Annotated in this window: 18 protein-coding genes; 9 read left to right on the top strand and 9 right to left on the bottom strand. The window is 59.5% G+C overall.

From position 1 onward, the window contains the following. Positions 1-27 precede the first annotated feature (27 nt). Both lptG and lptF read right to left on the bottom strand, forming a co-directional pair. Positions 28-1089: an LPS export ABC transporter permease LptG gene (gene lptG / locus CKW16_RS21760; protein ID WP_095130559.1), complete on the bottom strand. Its 1062-nt coding sequence runs from the start codon at positions 1087-1089 to the stop codon at positions 28-30. After that, positions 1082-2200: an LPS export ABC transporter permease LptF gene (gene lptF, locus CKW16_RS21755; protein WP_095130558.1), complete on the bottom strand. Its 1119-nt coding sequence runs from the start codon at positions 2198-2200 to the stop codon at positions 1082-1084. Before lptF ends, lptG begins: the two co-directional genes overlap by 8 nt. Positions 2201-2506: 306 nt before the next feature. Here lptF and CKW16_RS21750 point away from each other — a divergent pair, with 306 nt between their 5' ends. From CKW16_RS21750 to rlmF, 5 genes are all read left to right on the top strand, one after another. After that, positions 2507-3997 carry a leucyl aminopeptidase gene (locus CKW16_RS21750; RefSeq protein ID WP_095130555.1) on the top strand — a complete coding sequence of 497 codons (1491 nt, stop codon included), beginning with the start codon at positions 2507-2509 and terminating at the stop codon, positions 3995-3997. Positions 3998-4057: 60 nt separating this feature from the next. Further along, entirely contained in the window at positions 4058-4486 is a 429-nt protein-coding gene (locus tag CKW16_RS21745; RefSeq protein ID WP_095130553.1) for a DNA polymerase III subunit chi, read from the top strand. A gap of 8 nt (positions 4487-4494) precedes the next feature. Then, positions 4495-4890, top strand: a complete 396-nt coding sequence (locus tag CKW16_RS21740) for a hypothetical protein (RefSeq protein ID WP_056743585.1) — start codon at positions 4495-4497, stop codon at positions 4888-4890. Between the two features lie 217 nt (positions 4891-5107). Further along, on the top strand, positions 5108-7954 hold the full coding sequence (locus tag CKW16_RS21735; protein ID WP_095130551.1) for a valine--tRNA ligase: 2847 nt from the start codon (positions 5108-5110) through the stop codon (positions 7952-7954). A gap of 267 nt (positions 7955-8221) precedes the next feature. Next, positions 8222-9244: a 23S rRNA (adenine(1618)-N(6))-methyltransferase RlmF gene (gene rlmF / locus CKW16_RS21730; RefSeq protein WP_033056419.1), complete on the top strand. Its 1023-nt coding sequence runs from the start codon at positions 8222-8224 to the stop codon at positions 9242-9244. Positions 9245-9450: 206 nt separating this feature from the next. Here rlmF and CKW16_RS21725 read toward each other — a convergent pair whose 3' ends face one another. After that, positions 9451-9732, bottom strand: coding sequence for an HU family DNA-binding protein (locus tag CKW16_RS21725; RefSeq protein ID WP_007905514.1), 282 nt, complete (start codon positions 9730-9732; stop codon positions 9451-9453). 395 nt (positions 9733-10127) lie between these two features. Between CKW16_RS21725 and yejK the strand changes: the two genes are divergently transcribed. Both yejK and CKW16_RS21715 read left to right on the top strand, forming a co-directional pair. Then, a complete protein-coding gene (gene yejK, locus CKW16_RS21720) occupies positions 10128-11132 on the top strand; it encodes a nucleoid-associated protein YejK (RefSeq protein ID WP_008147593.1) in 1005 nt (334 codons plus the stop codon). Beyond that, positions 11132-11482 (top strand): glutaredoxin family protein, encoded by a 351-nt coding sequence (locus CKW16_RS21715; protein ID WP_095130550.1) that lies wholly within the window; start codon positions 11132-11134, stop codon positions 11480-11482. Before yejK ends, CKW16_RS21715 begins: the two co-directional genes overlap by 1 nt. A 113-nt stretch (positions 11483-11595) precedes the next feature. Here CKW16_RS21715 and CKW16_RS21710 read toward each other — a convergent pair whose 3' ends face one another. From CKW16_RS21710 to CKW16_RS21690, 5 genes are all read right to left on the bottom strand, one after another. Beyond that, a complete protein-coding gene (locus tag CKW16_RS21710) occupies positions 11596-12531 on the bottom strand; it encodes a glutathione S-transferase family protein (protein WP_095130548.1) in 936 nt (311 codons plus the stop codon). Between the two features lie 88 nt (positions 12532-12619). Then, positions 12620-12940 carry a GIY-YIG nuclease family protein gene (locus tag CKW16_RS21705; protein ID WP_095130546.1) on the bottom strand — a complete coding sequence of 107 codons (321 nt, stop codon included), beginning with the start codon at positions 12938-12940 and terminating at the stop codon, positions 12620-12622. Positions 12941-12980: 40 nt separating this feature from the next. Further along, positions 12981-13451, bottom strand: a complete 471-nt coding sequence (locus CKW16_RS21700) for a nuclear transport factor 2 family protein (protein WP_095130544.1) — start codon at positions 13449-13451, stop codon at positions 12981-12983. A 127-nt stretch (positions 13452-13578) separates the two neighbouring features. Then, positions 13579-14895, bottom strand: a complete 1317-nt coding sequence (locus tag CKW16_RS21695) for a CynX/NimT family MFS transporter (protein WP_095130542.1) — start codon at positions 14893-14895, stop codon at positions 13579-13581. After that, complete coding sequence (locus CKW16_RS21690; protein WP_046048223.1) at positions 14885-15544, bottom strand: FadR/GntR family transcriptional regulator; 660 nt, start codon at positions 15542-15544, stop codon at positions 14885-14887. The genes CKW16_RS21695 and CKW16_RS21690 overlap by 11 nt, the downstream gene beginning before the upstream one ends. Before the next feature lie 166 nt (positions 15545-15710). Here CKW16_RS21690 and CKW16_RS21685 point away from each other — a divergent pair, with 166 nt between their 5' ends. Both CKW16_RS21685 and CKW16_RS21680 read left to right on the top strand, forming a co-directional pair. After that, the gene (locus CKW16_RS21685; RefSeq protein WP_095130540.1) at positions 15711-16022 is read left to right on the top strand and encodes a type II toxin-antitoxin system MqsR family toxin; all 312 of its coding nucleotides are present in this window, start codon (positions 15711-15713) and stop codon (positions 16020-16022) included. Next, on the top strand, positions 16019-16501 hold the full coding sequence (locus CKW16_RS21680) for a type II toxin-antitoxin system MqsA family antitoxin (protein ID WP_095130538.1): 483 nt from the start codon (positions 16019-16021) through the stop codon (positions 16499-16501). The genes CKW16_RS21685 and CKW16_RS21680 overlap by 4 nt, the downstream gene beginning before the upstream one ends. A 64-nt stretch (positions 16502-16565) precedes the next feature. On the opposite strand, the gene CKW16_RS21675 is transcribed toward CKW16_RS21680, so the two are convergent. Further along, positions 16566-17330: an amino acid ABC transporter ATP-binding protein gene (locus CKW16_RS21675; protein WP_008147575.1), complete on the bottom strand. Its 765-nt coding sequence runs from the start codon at positions 17328-17330 to the stop codon at positions 16566-16568. Between the last annotated feature and the right edge of the window lie 6 nt (positions 17331-17336).

The raw sequence follows: 17336 nt of genomic DNA, 5'->3' as shown, positions 1-17336 counted from the left end.
ACCTGCAAAGTCAGGAGAAACCCTTGATCAACCGGCCCGGCGCAACAACCAGACCCCGGCCAAGGCACAAACACCCGCCGGAACAAGCACCGCAAACAGCGGCGAGAAACCGAAGACCAGGCTCGAAGGGCCGAGCAAATCCTGAACGATACGGAAGGTGAAGCCCACCAGCACGCCAGTGAACACTCGCTGACCGAGGGTCACCGAGCGCAATGGACCGAAGATGAAAGAAATCGCCATCAGTACCAGAGCGGCAGTGACCAGCGGCTGCAACACCTTGACCCAAAATGCCAGCCAGTAACGACCATTGCTCAGACCTTGGTCAGCCAGGTAGTGGATGTAACCCCACAGACCGCTGATCGACAGCGTGTCAGGCGACATGACCACCGTACTCAACAGCTGCGGACTCAAGGCGACATTCCAGCGCTCGACCGGGGTGGTGACCACTTCGGTGCTCTTTTCATGGAACAGCGTGGTGGTGACGTCGCTCAATTGCCAGTGATCCTGATCGAACTTCGCCCGTTTGGCGAAGCTGGAAGACAGCATATGACGCTCATTGTCGAAACGATAACGGGTGACGCCGTACAGCAGACCGTTGGGTTGCACCGAGTTGACGTGAATAAACTCATCACCCTGGCGATGCCACAAACCATGCTTGGCGCTCTGCGCATCACCGCCACCCTGAGCCAGGGAGCGATTGGCCTGAGCGGTGACTTCGGTGGCCGGCGCGACGTATTCGCCGATCAGCACACCCACCACCATCAGGATCAGCATTGGTTTCATGACCGCCCAGACGATTCGCCCGATCGATACGCCCGCAGCGCGCATGATGGTCAGCTCGCTGTGACTGGCCAGGCTGCCGAGGCCTATCAGGCAACCGATCAACGCCGCCATCGGCAACATGTCGTAAAGACGACGCGGCGCGGTCAGCAGGACATAACTCAACACGTCGACCAGGGTGTAGGTATCGCTGACATCACTCATTTCATCGATGAACGCGAACAGTGTGGCCAGACCGAGAATGATCCCCAGTACCGCCAGAATTGCCACGAACACGCTGCTACCAATGTAGCGATCGAGCTTATCCACGAGCCACCTCCAGCGCGCTACGGCGACTCGCCCGCTTCAACTGCAAGGGTTCCCAATAGAGCAAGCCCAGGCCGATGGCCAGGAAGATTGCATGCACCCACCACAACCCCAGAGCCGGCGGGATTTTGCCCTTTTCAAGGGCGCCGCGGGCGGCAATCAGGATGGACAGGTAAGCCATATATAGAAGAATCGCCGGCAGCAGCTTGAGGAAACGGCCCTGACGCGGATTGACCCGCGACAACGGCACCGCCATCAAGGTCACGATAAAGACCAGCAATGGCAGGGATAGACGCCATTGCAGTTCGGTGCGGGAGCGAATGTCATCGCTGCCGATCAGGGAACGGGTGGTCATCGCGTCACGGTCGGTCACTTCGTCGCTGACGTCCGGCTTGGGCAGCAATACGCCGTACTCCTCGTACTTGATCGCCCGGTAGTCGGCCTGCCCCGGATTGCCGTCATAGCGATAGCCATTGTCGAGAATCAGGTAACGGTTACCGTCTGGGCGAATTTCCTGACGCCCCCTCTCGGCCACCAGCACGGAAATCCCGCGATCCTTCTTATCGGATTCGACGTTCTTCTGCGAAATGAATACGCCACCGAGGTTGATGCGGTCATCCGACAGCGTTTCGGTGTAGGTCACCCGTGTTCCGTCGCGCAGCGCCTGGAAGCGACCCGGCTCGAGGGTGTCGAACTCGGTCAGGGCATCCTGCTTGTTCAACAGCAACTGGAACTGATTGGCACCTTGTGGCGCCAGGCTCAGGCTCAACCACGCCACCACCAGTGCGACCAGGGTGGCTGGGAAAAGGGTCATGGCAAACAGACGCTGCTGGCTCATGCCGGTGGCTGACAGCACGGTCATTTCACTTTCAAGGTACAAGCGACCGTAGGCCAGCAGGATCCCGAGAAACAGACCCAACGGCAGAATCAGTTGCAGGAAACCCGGCAGACGGAAGCCCATGATCAGGAATAGCGAGCCAGGATCCAGAAGGCCAGAGGCCGCCTGGGCGAGGTACTTGATGAAGCGACCGCTCATGATGATGACCAGCAGCACAGCGCTGACGGCGCTCAAGGTCAACAGGACTTCGCGGGATAGGTAACGGAAGACGATCAAACCAGACACTCCAGTGTTGTCAGGCTAAGGCGGCCAAACAAGCAAACGTATCAGACGGCCCGCAGGGCAGAGCCGCCGAAAAAGTTGGCGCATTATCCTGTGATTGGGTGCGCCTGTCACTGCGCATGCTCAAGCAGGCGGGTAAAGCGCTGAAGATCGTACGACCGAGGGTTGTCAGGCTCGGGGCACGAGGTTCAAACTGCGGCCTTTGTCGCGGGCCGTGACCTGCGTCTTTCTATTTATAAGCAAGCTCGCACACATGCCGTCGAGCTCTTGCGTGTTGACCATTAATTCAGGGACCCGGACATGGAACTGGTTGTAAAAAGCGTTAGCCCAGAAACGTTGAAAACCGCCACTCTGGTGGTCGCCGTCGGCGAAGGCCGCAAGCTCGGCGCCGTTGCCAAACAACTCGACGAACTGAGCGGTGGCGCCATCAGCGCTGTGCTCAAGCGCGGCGACCTGGCTGGCAAAGTCGGTCAGAGCCTGTTGCTGCACAGCCTGCCGAACCTCAAGGCCGAACGCGTGCTGCTGGTCGGCGTTGGCAAGGACGAAGAGCTGGGCGACCGCCCATTCCGCAAAATCATCGCCGGCATCCTCAATACCCTCAAAGGCCTCGGCGGCAGCGACGCAGCGCTGGCCCTGGACGAAGTCGTGGTCAAAGGCCGTGACAGCTATGGCAAGACCCGCCTGTTGGCCGAAACCCTGGTGGACGGCGAATACACGTTCGACCAGTTCAAAAGCCAGAAAGCCGAACCTCGCACCCTGAAGAAAATCACTTTGGTGACCATCAAGGCTGCACAGGCTGAAGTCGAGCGCGCCGTGGCCCACGCCACCGCCATCGCCAGCGGCATGGCGTTCACCCGCGACCTGGGCAACCTGCCGCCGAACATCTGCCACCCGACGTTCCTCGGTGAGCAAGCGAAGAACCTCGGCAAAGAATTCAAAAGCCTGAAAGTCGAAGTCCTTGATGAGAAGAAGATCAAGGACCTGGGCATGGGCTCGTTCTACGCCGTCGGCCAGGGCAGCGCCCAGCCACCGCGCCTGATCGTCATGCAATACAACGGCGGCAAGAAATCCGAGAAACCGTACGCACTGGTCGGCAAAGGCATCACCTTCGACACGGGTGGCATCAGCCTGAAACCGGGCGCCGGCATGGATGAAATGAAATACGACATGGGCGGCGCTGCCAGCGTATTCGGTACGCTGCGTGCCGTGCTCGAGCTGAAACTGCCGATCAACCTGGTGTGCATCCTGGCCTGCGCCGAGAACATGCCGAGCGGCAATGCTTCGCGCCCTGGCGACATCGTCACCACCATGAGCGGCCAGACTGTGGAAATCCTCAACACCGACGCCGAAGGCCGTCTGGTGCTGTGCGACGCCCTGACCTACTCCGAGCGCTTCAAGCCGCAAGCAGTGATCGACATCGCGACCCTGACCGGTGCTTGCGTCGTTGCGCTGGGCTCCCACACGTCGGGCCTGCTGGGCAACAACGACGAACTGATCGGCCAACTGCTGAGCGCCGGCCAATCGGCTGACGATCGCGCCTGGCAACTGCCGCTGTTCGATGAGTACCAGGAACAGCTGGACAGCCCGTTCGCCGACATCGCCAACATTGGTGGCCCGAAAGCCGGCACCATCACCGCTGCCTGCTTCCTGTCGCGCTTCACCAAGAACCTCAACTGGGCGCACCTGGACATCGCCGGCACGGCCTGGACCAGCGGCGGCAAGGACAAGGGCGCCACTGGCCGTCCGGTTCCATTGCTGACCCAATACCTGCTGGACCGCGCCAAAGCCTGAAACCGATGACCCTGGGCGGAGTCACTTCCGGGTGACGCCGCCCTTGGCTCAGGAACCGCAATGACCAAAGTCGACTTCTATATCCTGCCCAGCGCCGATCCTTCGGCGCGGCTGGACTTTGCCTGCAAGCTCACCGAAAAAGCCTGGCGCATGGGCCACCGCATCTACCTGCATTGCAGCGATGCCGCCCAGCGTGACGACCTCGATGCGCGCCTGTGGGCCTTCAAGGGCGAAAGCTTTTTGCCTCACGGCCCCGCTGAAAATGAGCCGGACGGTTTGATTGTGTTGGGCTTTGGTGATGACTGCGGTCCGCATCAGGACCTGTTGGTCAATCTCGCCCTGAAAGTCCCGGCATTCGCCAACAAGTTCGCCCGCGTGGCGGAAGTGGTGGTGGAAGATCCGACGATTCGTACGGCTGCGCGGGAGAGTTTCCGTTTCTACCGCGAACAGGGCTATCCTCTGCAAGATCACCGTTTACAGCGACTCTGAGCATTCCGATGGACACTCCAAAACCGCAGCAAAAGTCCGCGCATTTGCTGGATGACCTTGAGTCGATCCGCCAACTGCTCGGCGATGACAACCTGCAACCGCCCTTGCTCACCGACACGGTCGAGGAAGGTGACCAGGAACAGATTCCGATGCTGTTCGATACCGTCGGCGCCAGCCCGCCAATTCTCGAACCGGCGCCACCCGCCCCAGCTGCCCCAGCTGCCCAACCGGCACCCGCCGCCAGCAAGGGGCCCGACGACCTGCTGCACCTGGATGGCGAACTGCGCGCCGCCGCGCAATTGATCATGCAAGACGTGATCGACGACTTCGCCCCGCACATCGAAACCGAAATCAAACGCCGCCTCAGCGCGCGGATGGAACGTCTCCTCAGCCAATACGAATAACCCTAGCCTCCTGTGGGAGCGGGCTTGCTCGCGAAAGCGATGTATCAGCCAACATCAATGTTGAAGGTGATGGCCCCTTCGCGAGCAAGCCCGCTCCCACATTTGATCTGCGTCGTTTTTGATGATGCGCCCTGTCTGCACTCACTCGCCCTACGCCCCATGCCCCGCTATACTTGCCGGCTTTTCCTGAATAAATGCCAATAGGGTCCCGCCGCGCATGGATAAGACCTACCAGCCGCACGCCATTGAAACTTCCTGGTACAACACCTGGGAGTCAGAGAATTACTTCGCCCCGCAAGGCGCGGGCGAGTCCTACACCATCATGATCCCGCCGCCGAACGTCACCGGCAGCCTGCACATGGGTCACGGCTTCAACAACGCGATCATGGACGCCCTGATCCGTTTCCGCCGCATGCAGGGTCGTAACACCCTGTGGCAGCCGGGTACCGACCACGCCGGTATCGCCACGCAAATGCTGGTGGAGCGTCAACTCGAAGCTCAGGGCCAGAATCGTCACGACCTGGGCCGTGAGAAATTCCTCGAGAAAGTCTGGGAATGGAAGGATCAGTCCGGCGGCAACATCAGCCGTCAGATCCGCCGTCTCGGCTCGTCCGTGGATTGGGGCCGCGAGCGCTTCACCATGGACGACGGCCTATCGGAAGCCGTTAAAGAAGCCTTTGTGCGCCTGCACGAAGACGGCCTGATCTACCGCGGCAAGCGTCTGGTCAACTGGGACACCAAGTTGCACACGGCGATTTCCGACCTCGAAGTGGAAAACCACGACGAGAAAGGTTTCCTGTGGAACCTGAAATACCCGCTGGCCGACGGCGCCAAGACCGCTGAAGGCCAGGACTACCTGATCGTCGCGACCACTCGCCCGGAAACCATGCTCGGCGACGCCGCCGTAGCGGTTAACCCGAACGATGAACGCTACCAGGCCCTGATCGGCAAATTTGTCGAGCTGCCGCTGGTCGGCCGCCGCATCCCGATCATCGCCGACGATTACTGCGACCCTGAGTTCGGCACCGGCTGCGTGAAAATCACCCCGGCCCACGATTTCAACGACTACGAAGTCGGCAAGCGCCACAACCTGCCGCTGCTGAACATCTTCGACAAGAACGCCGCCGTATTGCCGGCCTGTCAGGTGTTTAACCTCGACGGCACCCTGAACGAAAGCATCGACGGCAAGATCCCGGCCGAATACGCCGGCCTCGACCGTTTCGAAGCGCGCAAGCAGATCGTTGCTGCGTTTGATGCTGCCGACCTGTTGGTCAGCGTCAACGACCACGCGCTGAAAGTGCCGAAAGGCGACCGCTCCGGCACCATCATCGAGCCGTGGCTGACCGACCAGTGGTACGTGTCGACCAAGCCATTGGCTGAGCCTGCCATCGCTGCTGTTGAAGATGGCCGTATCGCGTTCGTGCCAAAACAGTACGAAAACATGTACTTCTCGTGGATGCGCGACATCCAGGACTGGTGCATCAGCCGTCAGTTGTGGTGGGGCCACCGGATTCCGGCCTGGTACGACGAGTCGGGCAAGGTCTACGTCGGTCGCGACGAAGCCGAAGTACGTGCCAAGCACAACCTCGGCCCGGACGTGGCGCTGCAACAGGACAACGACGTTCTCGACACCTGGTTCAGTTCGGGTCTGTGGACATTCTCCACGCTCGGCTGGCCTGAGCAGACCGAATTCCTGAAGAAATTCCACTCCACCGACGTGCTGGTGACTGGCTTCGACATCATTTTCTTCTGGGTTGCCCGGATGATCATGCTCACCATGCACTTGGTGAAAAACGAAGACGGCACGCCGCAGGTTCCGTTCAAGACTGTTTATGTGCACGGTCTGGTGCGTGATGGCCAGGGCCAGAAGATGTCCAAGTCCAAGGGCAACGTCCTGGACCCGCTGGACATCATCGACGGCATCGAGCTCGAAGACCTGGTGCAGAAACGCACCTCGGGCATGATGCAGCCGAAACTGGCGAAGAAGATCGAGAAGCAGACCCGCGACGAGTTCGCCGACGGCATCGCCAGCTACGGCACCGACGCCCTGCGCTTCACCTTCTGCTCGCTGGCGTCCACCGGTCGCGACATCAAGTTCGACATGGGCCGCGTCGAGGGCTATCGCAACTTCTGCAACAAGATCTGGAACGCCGCGCGCTACGTGCTGGACAAGGGCGAAGACTGCGGTCAGAACGGCGAAGCTTACGAGCTGTCACTGGCGGATCGCTGGATCATTTCGCAGCTGCAACGCACCGAAGCCGAAGTGACCCGTCAACTCGATCAGTTCCGTTTCGACCTGGCTGCACAAGCCTTGTACGAGTTCATCTGGAACCAGTATTGCGACTGGTACCTGGAACTGTCCAAGCCTGTGCTGTGGGACGAAAACGCGCCGGTCGAACGTCAGCGCGGCACCCGCCGCACGCTGGTTCGGGTATTGGAAGTCGCGTTGCGTCTGGCGCATCCGTTCATGCCGTTCATCACCGAAGAAATCTGGCAGCGCATCGCGCCGCTGGCCGGTATCGAAGGCAAGACGATCATGCTGCAACCGTGGCCAGTGGCCAATGAAGAGCGCATCGATCCGGCCGCCGAGAACGATATCGAGTGGCTCAAGGAACTGATGCTCGGCACGCGCAACATCCGTGGCGAAATGAACATCGGTCCAGGCAAGCCGTTGAACCTGTTCCTGAAAAACGTCAGCGCCGAAGATCAGCGTCGTCTCACCGAGAACGAAGCCCTGCTGAAAAAGCTGGCTCGCCTCGAATCGATCACTGTATTGGCTGCCGGCGAAGAAGCTCCGCTGTCCGCCACCGCACTGGTTGGCGAGATGGAAGTGCTGGTGCCGATGGCCGGCCTGATCGACAAGGACGCCGAACTGGCGCGTCTGGACAAGGAAATCCTGCGTCTGCAGGGCGAAGTTCAGCGCGTGGGCGGCAAGCTGTCTAACGCCGGTTTCGTCGACAAGGCCCCGGCCGAAGTCATCGAGAAGGAACGCGCCAAACTGGCTGAAGCTGAACAGGCTTTGGGCAAGCTGGCCGAGCAGCATGCGCGGATTGCCAGCCTGTAACGGCAAATCGCAATGAAAACGGGAGGCCCGAAACGGCCTCCCTTTTTTGTGCCCGCCACTTTCTCCCAAACACCTCAAACCTAATGTGGGAGCGGGCTTGCTCGCGAAAGCGGAGTGTCAGCCAATATCCATGCTGAATGTTAAACCGTCTTCGCGAGCAAGCCCGCTCCCACATTGGCCCCTCATTGGTCATCAGATCGCAGGCAACACCGACCAAGTGTGGGACAATACCCGCCACTTTTAGCCATACCCGAATCGACCACGCCCATGAACGCCCCCCGCACACCAAGACCTGCGCGCAAAAAGCCTGATTCCGCGACCCCGGCCAAAGCCGTGGAGCCCCGTGAGAAGGCCAGCCTGCATCCGCGCAACCGCCATCAGGGTCGCTACGACTTCCCGGCGCTGATCAAAACCACGCCGGAACTGGCGAAGTTCGTGATCATCAATCCGTACGGCAAGGAAAGCATCGACTTCGCCAGCCCGGACGCAGTGCGGGTGTTCAACCGAGCGTTGCTCAAGTCGTTCTACGGCGTCGCCCATTGGGACATCCCGGCCGATTACCTCTGCCCTCCGGTTCCGGGCCGTGCCGATTACGTGCACTTCCTGGCCGACCTGCTGGCGAGCGTCAACGACGGCGAGATCCCTCGCGGCGCGCCGGTCAAGGTGCTCGATATCGGCATGGGCGCCAACTGCGTCTATCCGTTGATCGGCTACAGCGACTACCGCTGGCACTTCCTCGGCTCGGAAATCGACCCGACAGCTGTGGCCGCTGCCAAAGCCATCGTGCAGTCCAACGGGCTGAACAAAGCCATCCAGTTGCGCCAGCAAAGTAATCCCAAGCACATTCTGCTGGGCCTGCTCGAACCCGGCGAACGCTTTGACCTGACCATGTGCAACCCGCCGTTCCACGCCTCGATGGACGAAGCGACCAAGGGCAGCGAGCGTAAATGGCGTGCCCTGGGCCGCGCCGATCCAAAACGCAAACTGCCGGTGCTGAACTTTGGCGGTCAATCGGCTGAACTGTGGTGTGAAGGTGGCGAAGCGCGGTTTGTGACGCAATTGATCGCCGAGAGCGCGCACTTCCAACACAAAGTGCTTTGGTTCAGCACCCTGGTGTCGAAAGCCTCGAACCTGCCGGCGATCCAGACGGCGCTGAAAAAGGCCGGCGTACTGGAAAGCCAGGTTGTGGAAATGTCTCAGGGCCAGAAGCAAAGCCGCTTCGTCGCCTGGACCTTCCAGACCAAATCCGAGCAGCAGGTCTGGCGCGAACGTTGGGTTAAAAAAAGCTGAGTAACTGACCAACACAAATCAAATGTGGGAGCGGGCTTGCTCGCGAATGCGGTGTATCAGTACCATTTAAGTCGACTGACACACCGCATTCGCGAGCAAGCCCGCTCCCACACTGGTTTTGTGGTGTTTGTGGGCCAGTAATCAAATCGCAGGCACAAAAAAGCCGTGCCCGGATCACTCCGGAGCACGGCTTTTTTTAATGCGTCTTACTTGTTAACAGCGTCGGTCAGGCCTTTGGCCACAACCAGCTTGATAACTTTCTTGGCAGCGATTTCGATGGCAGCGCCAGTCGAAGGGTTGCGGCCGGTACGGGCAGGACGCTCAGTCACTTTCAGCTTGCCGATACCTGGCAGGGTGATTTCGCCGCCGTTTTCCAGCTGATCAGCAACGATTTGGCCCAGTTGGTCCAGAGCGTTACGCGCGGTAGTTTTTGGCGCGTCGATAGCTTCAGCGATGTCGGCGATCAGTTGGTCTTTAGTAAGAGCCATGTAATGTTCCTTCCCTATCAAATTCATATGGATTGCAGAGTGCAGTGTCAGCCATCGAGCCCGATCTTCTGGATCTGGCACCCTCGGCTATAACCACGACGAGTCGGGGTTATAGATACCGAAATCAGGGTTTGGTTCGACCTGACAAATGCTGAATGCACGCTTAACGCAGTGACTTCGCGTAAGACCGGGCAAAACTAGCACAGAGACGGGGAAATATCCGCCTCTAGCTACCCATTTGGTCAGCTTTATTGCTCTAAAACTGTAAAAAACAGCATAAGCGCCATCGGACACCTGCGAATTGCCCTTCGTGCCGCGCCAAAACCAGTGGTTGCGGTACACTTGGCACTTTTTGGGGGAGCACGCCCTCCTCTCTTCAATCAGCCGAGAAGCCCATGCCGATCCGTCATTGCATCGTCCACCTGATCGACAAAAAACCCGACGGCACGCCAGCAGTTCTCCACGCTCGCGATTCCGAACTGGCCGAGTCGAGCGCCATCGAGTACATGCTTGCCGACCTCAATGAGAGCTACAACGCCAAACAAGGCAAGGCTTGGGGTTTCTTCCATGCCGAGTCCGGAGCGCATCCGTTCAGCGGCTGGCTGAAGGAATACCTCGATGGCGGCAAGGATTTCACAGCGTTCAGCCGGGTGGCGGTGGAACATCTGCAAAAGCTGATGGAAGAATCGAACCTCTCTGTGGGCGGCCACGTGCTGTTTGCGCATTATCAGCAAGGCATGACCGACTACCTGGCGATCGCCCTGCTACACCACAGTGAAGGCGTTGCAGTGACCGATCAGCTGGACGTGACCCCGTCCCGACACCTGGATCTGGGCCAACTGCACCTGGCGGCGCGGATCAACGTGTCCGAGTGGCAGAACAACAAGCAGTCCAAGCAGTACATTTCGTTCATCAAAGGCAAGAACGGCAAAAAGGTTTCGGAGTATTTCCGCGACTTCATCGGCTGCCAGGAAGGCGTCGACGGCCCCGGCGAAACCCGCACCCTGCTCAAGGCCTTCAGTGACTTCGTCGAAAGCGAAGACCTGCCGGAAGAATCCGCCCGCGAGAAAACCAAAACCCTGGTGGATTACGCCAGCAGCCAGGCAAAACTGGGTGAACCCATGGGCCTGGAAGAACTCTCGGAGCTGATCGACGAAGAGCGCCCGAAAGCCTTCTACGACCACATCCGCAACAAGGACTACGGCCTGTCGCCGGAGATTCCGGCAGATAAGCGTACCCTCAACCAGTTCCGCCGCTTCACCGGTCGCGCCGAGGGCCTGTCCATCAGCTTCGAAGCGCACCTGCTGGGCTCAAAGATCGAATACGACGAAGAAGCCGGCACGCTGATCATCAAAGGTCTGCCGACCCAACTCACCGATCAGCTCAAGCGACGTAACTGATGCTCGGCGGCGTACTGAAAAAATTCCTGCTGATCCTGCTGGTGGTTGTGGTCTACCAGAACTGGGGCAAGATCGAGCGGGTGTTCCATCCGGCACAGGTGGTGTCAGAGCAGACTCAGGCCAAGGCCAACGTTGTGCTCTATGCCACCGAATGGTGTGGCTACTGCAAACTGACCCGGCGCTTTCTCGATCAGAAGGGCATTCCGTACAAGGAGTTCGATATCGAGAAGGATGCCGAGGCGCGCAAGGCCTACGAAGCGCTGGGTGGCGGCGGAATTCCGATCATCGATGTGAACGGGACGTTGATTCGCGGGTATGACCCGGATGAAATCCTGGCCGCACTGAAGTAAACACAAATCCCTGTAGGAGCATGGCTTGCCCGCGATGGCCGCGACTCGGTGTAACCGTCACACCGTGTAATCGTTCATCGCGGGCAAGCCATGCTCCTACAAAGGCGTGGGGCTCAGCGTTTTTCGATGCGGAACCCGAACCGCGGAAAGTGCACATGCACCACGCCGCCCCGCTCGTCTTCGCGACGCAGAATCAATTCTTCACTGCCTGCAAACAGCAATTCACCCGCCACCGGGTCAACGCCGTAATCGATGGCGGCAATGACCACCTGCTGGCCAGCCTCAAAACCATTCGGCTCGTCGAATTGCTCATCCGGCAATGCGGCCGGTGTGGCATTGCGCGCAACCTCCAGCGCCTCCTCGGAGCTCATCTCGCTGAACGCGCCATGACCGAAGCCCAACACGCGACCCAGCCACGCCGAAACCGCTGGATAAGCATCGACCAACGGTGAAGTGACGGGCGTAGCCTTGAGGAACCACAACGGATGGGCCAGGGCGAAGTCGGCAATCGACGGCTCGCCGAACAGGAAGTCGCCCTGCTCGCGCTGAAGCTGTTGTTCCAGACGCGCCATGATGGTCGGCCATTGATGCCGGGCCTGCTCTGCCGACAGCCGTGTGGCGCTGCCACCGCTGAACAACTCCGCGCGATCGGCAATGAACGCCTTGATCGCTTCCGGCGGCATATTGCCGAAGCGCACGGCAATCGATTCCGGTTGAAACACCAGGCTGACCGCGTGCTGGAACACCACCGAATCCGCCCATGCGGCGAACGTGGCGGCAATCATTTCCTGACCTTCCGGGAAGAACGCCGGCAAGGCTTTTTCCTGCTCCAGACGACGGGCGATCAGCGACGTGTCGCAATAGATATCCGCGCCAATCTGCAATACCGGCGTCTTGCGGTAGCCGCCGGTCAGCGCGGTCAGATCGGGTTTTGGCATCACCGGCGAGATCTTCACCGAGCGCCAGGACAGCCCCTTGAAGCCCAGCAGCAAGCGGGCCTTTTCGGCGAAAAGGGACGTCGGGTAATGATGAAGAATTAACTCTGACATGCTCGGCTCCGCCGCACGGATAGGGAATCCGCAGCTTAGCGCGCATTCCCTGAGCAGCCCAGCCATCTGCCTGATGGGCACTTATCAGTCAGATTGATAAGCCCGCAACAGCACTCGCCACCAGGCATTCCTTGGCGCTTTTCTTGAGTTTTTTGATCAGCCGTTCCTGCCGCAGCGCTTCGCTTTTGTCGCGGCAGGCTTCGGTGTAGACCAATGCCACGGCCGGGCTGGAGAGGAAAAAACGCGCGCCCTTGCCACTCTGGTGCGTGGCGAAGCGGCGCACGGGATCATCGCTGATCCCGCAGTAGAGCGAACCATTGGCCGCGCGAACGAGGTAGACGAACCAGGGTTTGCTGACTGGCAGCGCCGGTTCGGCGGTAATGACGGAAGATTCGCTCGGGGTGCTCACGTGACGATCAAGGCTTGAAAGGAAACAAGCCGCGATCTTATCAGCGACTGGCCTGGAATGCCTTCAGGCCCTTCAAGGCTTGCGCGTGCACGGCGTTTCTCACCACCGGCGTCCAGCCCAACAACAGCCCTTTGAAACCCAGCGCCTGTCGGGACCAGGCCCACAGATCGAAGCTGTCGTGATGCTCGCAAATCTTGCCATCGCGAAAAACAAACCGCGCCTGAATGTCGTTGACCACGGTGTTGCCGGTCTGGCTGAACAGATACGTTGCCACCCAATGGGCGCCACCCGTGCGCTCATCGCTGCGCACGTTATCGAACGTCAGGGAAAAATCCTTGGCCCGAGTGGTGAGCATCCGCCACATGTCGCCGGCATCGCGGCCACGCAGTTCGCCGAATGCCGGATCACTGAACACCACGTCGTCGGTATAGCAGGCGCTCATGGCCTCGGCATCCAGCCGCTGGAAGGCTTGGTAGAACTGGGTGATCAATGCGTTGTGGGCATCACTCATGGACAGGCTCCCTCTGGATGTGCAAATAGATGCGCAAAGTGGTTTCAAAAGATTGCCTGCACGATAGTCAACAAAGGCGCGGAACACTATCGGCATTCGTGAGCCGAATACCGACAGTGTGCGGGTGTCAGACCTTTTCGCTTTTGACCTGGACGTACAGCGAACGTCCGGCGCCCAGGCCGGCGATGATCGCTCCCAGGCCGATGATGCCGAAAATCCAGCCCAGGGCGTTCCAGCCGCCGGTCCAGTCATGCACGAGGCCGACCGCGAACGGGCCCATGGACGCCAGGGTGTAACCGAAGCCCTGGGCCATGCTCGACAGGTTCGCCGCGACATGAGCGTCCCGCGAACGCAGCACGATCAAGGTCAACGCCAGACTGAACGTACCGCCCTGCCCCAGCCCCAGCAGGATCGCCCAACCCCACAAGCCTTCGATCGGTGCGTAAAGACAACCGAACAAGCCGCCAAGGGTCAGCAGCATGACGATGACGATCGCCAGACGCTGATCCTTGCCACGCGTCGCCAGCCATGGCGCCGCCAGTGAACTCGCCAACTGAACGATGACCGAGCCTGACAGCACCAGGCCTGCCTGGGTCGGCGTCAGGCCGCGACCGATCAGGATCGACGGCAACCAGCCGAACACGATGTAGGCCAGAGAAGATTGCAGGCCCATGTAGAGCGTCACTTGCCAGGCCAGTGGATCACGCAGCAGACCGCGAACCCGATACGCGACGTTGTGCGCGCCGTGTTTCTGGCCGACTTGCGGCAACCAGAAAATCGCCGCGACCAATGCCGGAACCACCCAGAAGCCGAGGCCCAACGCCCAGCTCTTGTCGAAATGCTCGCTCAACGGCACGGTCGCCCCTGCTGCCATCGCCGCGCCCAGGCACAGGGCCATGGTGTAGACGCCGGTCATGGTGCCCGCGTGTTTCGCGAAGTCGCGTTTAACAATACCTGGCAGCAATACGCCGATCACACCAATGCTCGCGCCGGCCAGCACGCTTCCGGCAAACAGGCCGATCTCGCCGAACGAACTGCGCAGGATGATCCCGCCGGCCAACATCAAGAGAATGCCCAACACCACTCGCTCGGCACCGAAACGTCGTGCCAGCACGGGCGCCAGTGGTGCAAACAAGCCAAGGCACAGCACCGGCAACGTCGTCAGCAAACCGGCCTGGGCTGCCGACAAACCGAGGGTTTTCGAAACCTCACTGAGCATCGGCGCCATGCTCGACAGCGCCGGGCGCAGGTTCAGCGCCACCAGAATCAGGCCCAGCAACAACAGCCACGGGCGGCGCAGGATCGGGTGACTTTGCTGGACCTGTTCGTCATCCGCCTCGGCGTCGATCAGCAGCTCTTCGAGCTCCGCCGTGCGCTTGGCCTGGGGGATGCTGCTGTTGTTGACCTGCTGGCTGGACATGGGGTTCTCGGTTTCAAGGTTCATTGATCAACTGCCTCGACAGGGCTTTGGCCCGTTCCGGGTCACGTTGTTCGACGGCATCAAGCAGTGCGATATGAAGGTCGAACACCTCTTGGCGTCGGGGTGAAATGTTCAGGGTCTCGCGCAAATGCGCACCGACGACGCTGGAGAAATAGCGGTACAGCTCGCTGAGCGTCGGGTTGTGTGCGGCGTCAACCAGACGGCGGTGGAACACCAGATCGCAGGCGATATACGTGTCGAGATCGCCATGGTAGTGACTGCCACTGACGCCTAACGCCTCGCGCAATGCCACCAGGTCTTCGTCGGTGCGACGCAACGCGGCCAGGCCGATGGCCTCGACTTCCAGAATGTGCCGTGTTTCCCGGGCTTGTTCGTGGGAGCAGCGGGACAACGCCTTCAGGGTGTCGAGCGGATCGACCACCGCCCGCAAATAGCTGCCGTCGCCCTGACGGATTTCGATCAACCCGGAAAACGCCAATACGCGCATGGCTTCACGCACGGTGTTGCGGCTGATGCCCAGCTCGGCGGACAGCTCGGGCTCGGTGGGTAAACGCTGGCCGACCGTCCACACGCCTTCGGTGATGCGCAGGCGTAACTGGTCCAGTGCCTGGTCGACCAGGGACCGTTTAACTAGCGGAGAAATGTCTGACATAAGATTCGCCCTTTCATCCAATCATAGGATGAATTTTCTGACATGTTAGTCAGCTTCATGTAGGACGGCAACCGCCTACGGTCAGAGAGAGGGAATGGAGCGGGATTTTCGATTAGTCAAAATTACCCTTTAAGGGTAATTTCAGGGACAGGACTTACGGTTTCTTATGGAGAAGAACACACCCCATTACAATCTCTCGGTGATAAAGGCAGATGTCAGGCGGCTTGGCAAAGGCGCGTTTACCAAGACCGCACTGAAAAGCGGCATGGACCTCGGCTTCAGCATCAGGGAGATGCAAGAAGTCATTTTCGAATTGCACAGCAAGATGTTGTACAAATCGATGACCACCTATGACGATCATCGAATCTGGCAAGACGTCTACCACATCACTTCGCACGATCTGGAGATTTACATCAAGGTCACTTATTGCTCAGGCGGTGAACCTCCGGTGATCTCCTTCAAGGAGAAAAACCCATGATTACAAAACAATGCTTCAGCTGCGGCGCGCGCGAGGGAATGAGGCACTTCGAAGGTCGCGGCGAAACCTTGAGCGTCAAGGGAATGGAGCGCCGGGTCGATGACTTGTCTGGATGGGAGTGCCAGGCATGCGGGGAAGTGATATTCGACCCCGGTTGTGTGGAGCGCTATGCAGACGCAGGTGATGAACTGGTCATGGCCGGCAGACAAATGATCGGCAACGAGATGAAGCGCATCCGCCGCAAGCTGCATCTATCGCAAAAAGAAGCGGTGCTGCTGTTGTCCGGCGGCGGACACAATGCATTTTCGCGCTATGAGCGCGGCGAATTACTACCACCCAAGGCGCTGATGGTGCTGATGCGCTTGCTTGATCGCTACCCGCACTTGCTCGCGGATGCGAGAACCCTGGGTGAAGGAGCGGACTTGAGGGGTTTCAAGGATACGGTGCACAAGGAACATGAAACGCTCACCGTGTCCTGAGCATCAGAAGTACAAAAAACAAACCCGGCGCGAGGCCGGGTTTGTTTAACCAGTCATCCTGGCATCAATGCAGGATCTGGCTCAGGAACAGCTTGGTGCGCTCGTTCTGCGGATTATCGAAGAAGTCGTTAGGCGCAGCCTGCTCAACGATTTCCCCCTTGTCCATGAAGATCACACGGTTGGCCACGGTGCGGGCGAAGCCCATTTCGTGGGTCACGCAGAGCATGGTCATGCCGTCTTCAGCCAGGCCGATCATGGTGTCCAGCACCTCTTTCACCATTTCCGGGTCGAGTGCCGAGGTCGGTTCGTCGAACAGCATGATTTTCGGTTTCATGCACAGGGCACGGGCAATCGCCACACGCTGTTGCTGACCGCCGGACAGTTGCCCCGGGAATTTATGCGCCTGCTCCGGAATGCGGACGCGTTCCAGGTAATGCATGGCGATTTCTTCGGCCTTGCGCTTGGGCATCTTGCGCACCCACATCGGCGCCAGGGTGCAGTTCTGCAGGATGGTCAGGTGCGGGAACAGGTTGAAGTGCTGGAACACCATGCCGACTTCGCGGCGGACCGATTCGATCTGCTTGAGGTCGTTGGTCAGCTCCACGCCATCGACCACGATGCGGCCCTGCTGGTGTTCTTCCAGACGGTTGAGGCAACGGATGGTGGTGGATTTGCCGGAACCCGACGGGCCACACAGGACGATACGCTCGCCCTGTTTAACGTTCAGGTTGATGTCTTTCAACACGTGGAACTGGCCGTACCACTTGTTCACGCCCTGCATCTGAATAATGCCTTCAGGGCTCACAGGCTTTTTGATTGCTTCGCTCATTACAGA

Source organism: Pseudomonas sp. Irchel s3h14 (assembly GCF_900187425.1).
GTDB lineage: Bacteria > Pseudomonadota > Gammaproteobacteria > Pseudomonadales > Pseudomonadaceae > Aquipseudomonas.
The sequence above is the reverse complement of the archived record's forward strand: the minus strand, read 5'-3'. Positions and strand labels throughout refer to the sequence as shown.

Bases quoted from the DNA above. Each gene is read 5' to 3' on its own strand.
- CKW16_RS21750 (WP_095130555.1), top strand. From the start codon at position 2,507: ATGGAACTGGTTGTAAAAAGCGTTAGCCCAGAAACGTTGAAAACCGCC.
- CKW16_RS21745 (WP_095130553.1), top strand. From the start codon at position 4,058: ATGACCAAAGTCGACTTCTATATCCTGCCCAGCGCCGATCCTTCGGCG.
- CKW16_RS21740 (WP_056743585.1), top strand. From the start codon at position 4,495: ATGGACACTCCAAAACCGCAGCAAAAGTCCGCGCATTTGCTGGATGAC.
- CKW16_RS21735 (WP_095130551.1), top strand. From the start codon at position 5,108: ATGGATAAGACCTACCAGCCGCACGCCATTGAAACTTCCTGGTACAAC.
- rlmF (WP_033056419.1), top strand. From the start codon at position 8,222: ATGAACGCCCCCCGCACACCAAGACCTGCGCGCAAAAAGCCTGATTCC.
- CKW16_RS21725 (WP_007905514.1), bottom strand. From the start codon at position 9,732: ATGGCTCTTACTAAAGACCAACTGATCGCCGACATCGCTGAAGCTATC.
- yejK (WP_008147593.1), top strand. From the start codon at position 10,128: ATGCCGATCCGTCATTGCATCGTCCACCTGATCGACAAAAAACCCGAC.
- CKW16_RS21715 (WP_095130550.1), top strand. From the start codon at position 11,132: ATGCTCGGCGGCGTACTGAAAAAATTCCTGCTGATCCTGCTGGTGGTT.
- CKW16_RS21710 (WP_095130548.1), bottom strand. From the start codon at position 12,531: ATGTCAGAGTTAATTCTTCATCATTACCCGACGTCCCTTTTCGCCGAA.
- CKW16_RS21700 (WP_095130544.1), bottom strand. From the start codon at position 13,451: ATGAGTGATGCCCACAACGCATTGATCACCCAGTTCTACCAAGCCTTC.
- CKW16_RS21695 (WP_095130542.1), bottom strand. From the start codon at position 14,895: ATGAACCTTGAAACCGAGAACCCCATGTCCAGCCAGCAGGTCAACAAC.
- CKW16_RS21690 (WP_046048223.1), bottom strand. From the start codon at position 15,544: ATGTCAGACATTTCTCCGCTAGTTAAACGGTCCCTGGTCGACCAGGCA.
- CKW16_RS21685 (WP_095130540.1), top strand. From the start codon at position 15,711: ATGGAGAAGAACACACCCCATTACAATCTCTCGGTGATAAAGGCAGAT.
- CKW16_RS21680 (WP_095130538.1), top strand. From the start codon at position 16,019: ATGATTACAAAACAATGCTTCAGCTGCGGCGCGCGCGAGGGAATGAGG.
- CKW16_RS21675 (WP_008147575.1), bottom strand. From the start codon at position 17,330: ATGAGCGAAGCAATCAAAAAGCCTGTGAGCCCTGAAGGCATTATTCAG.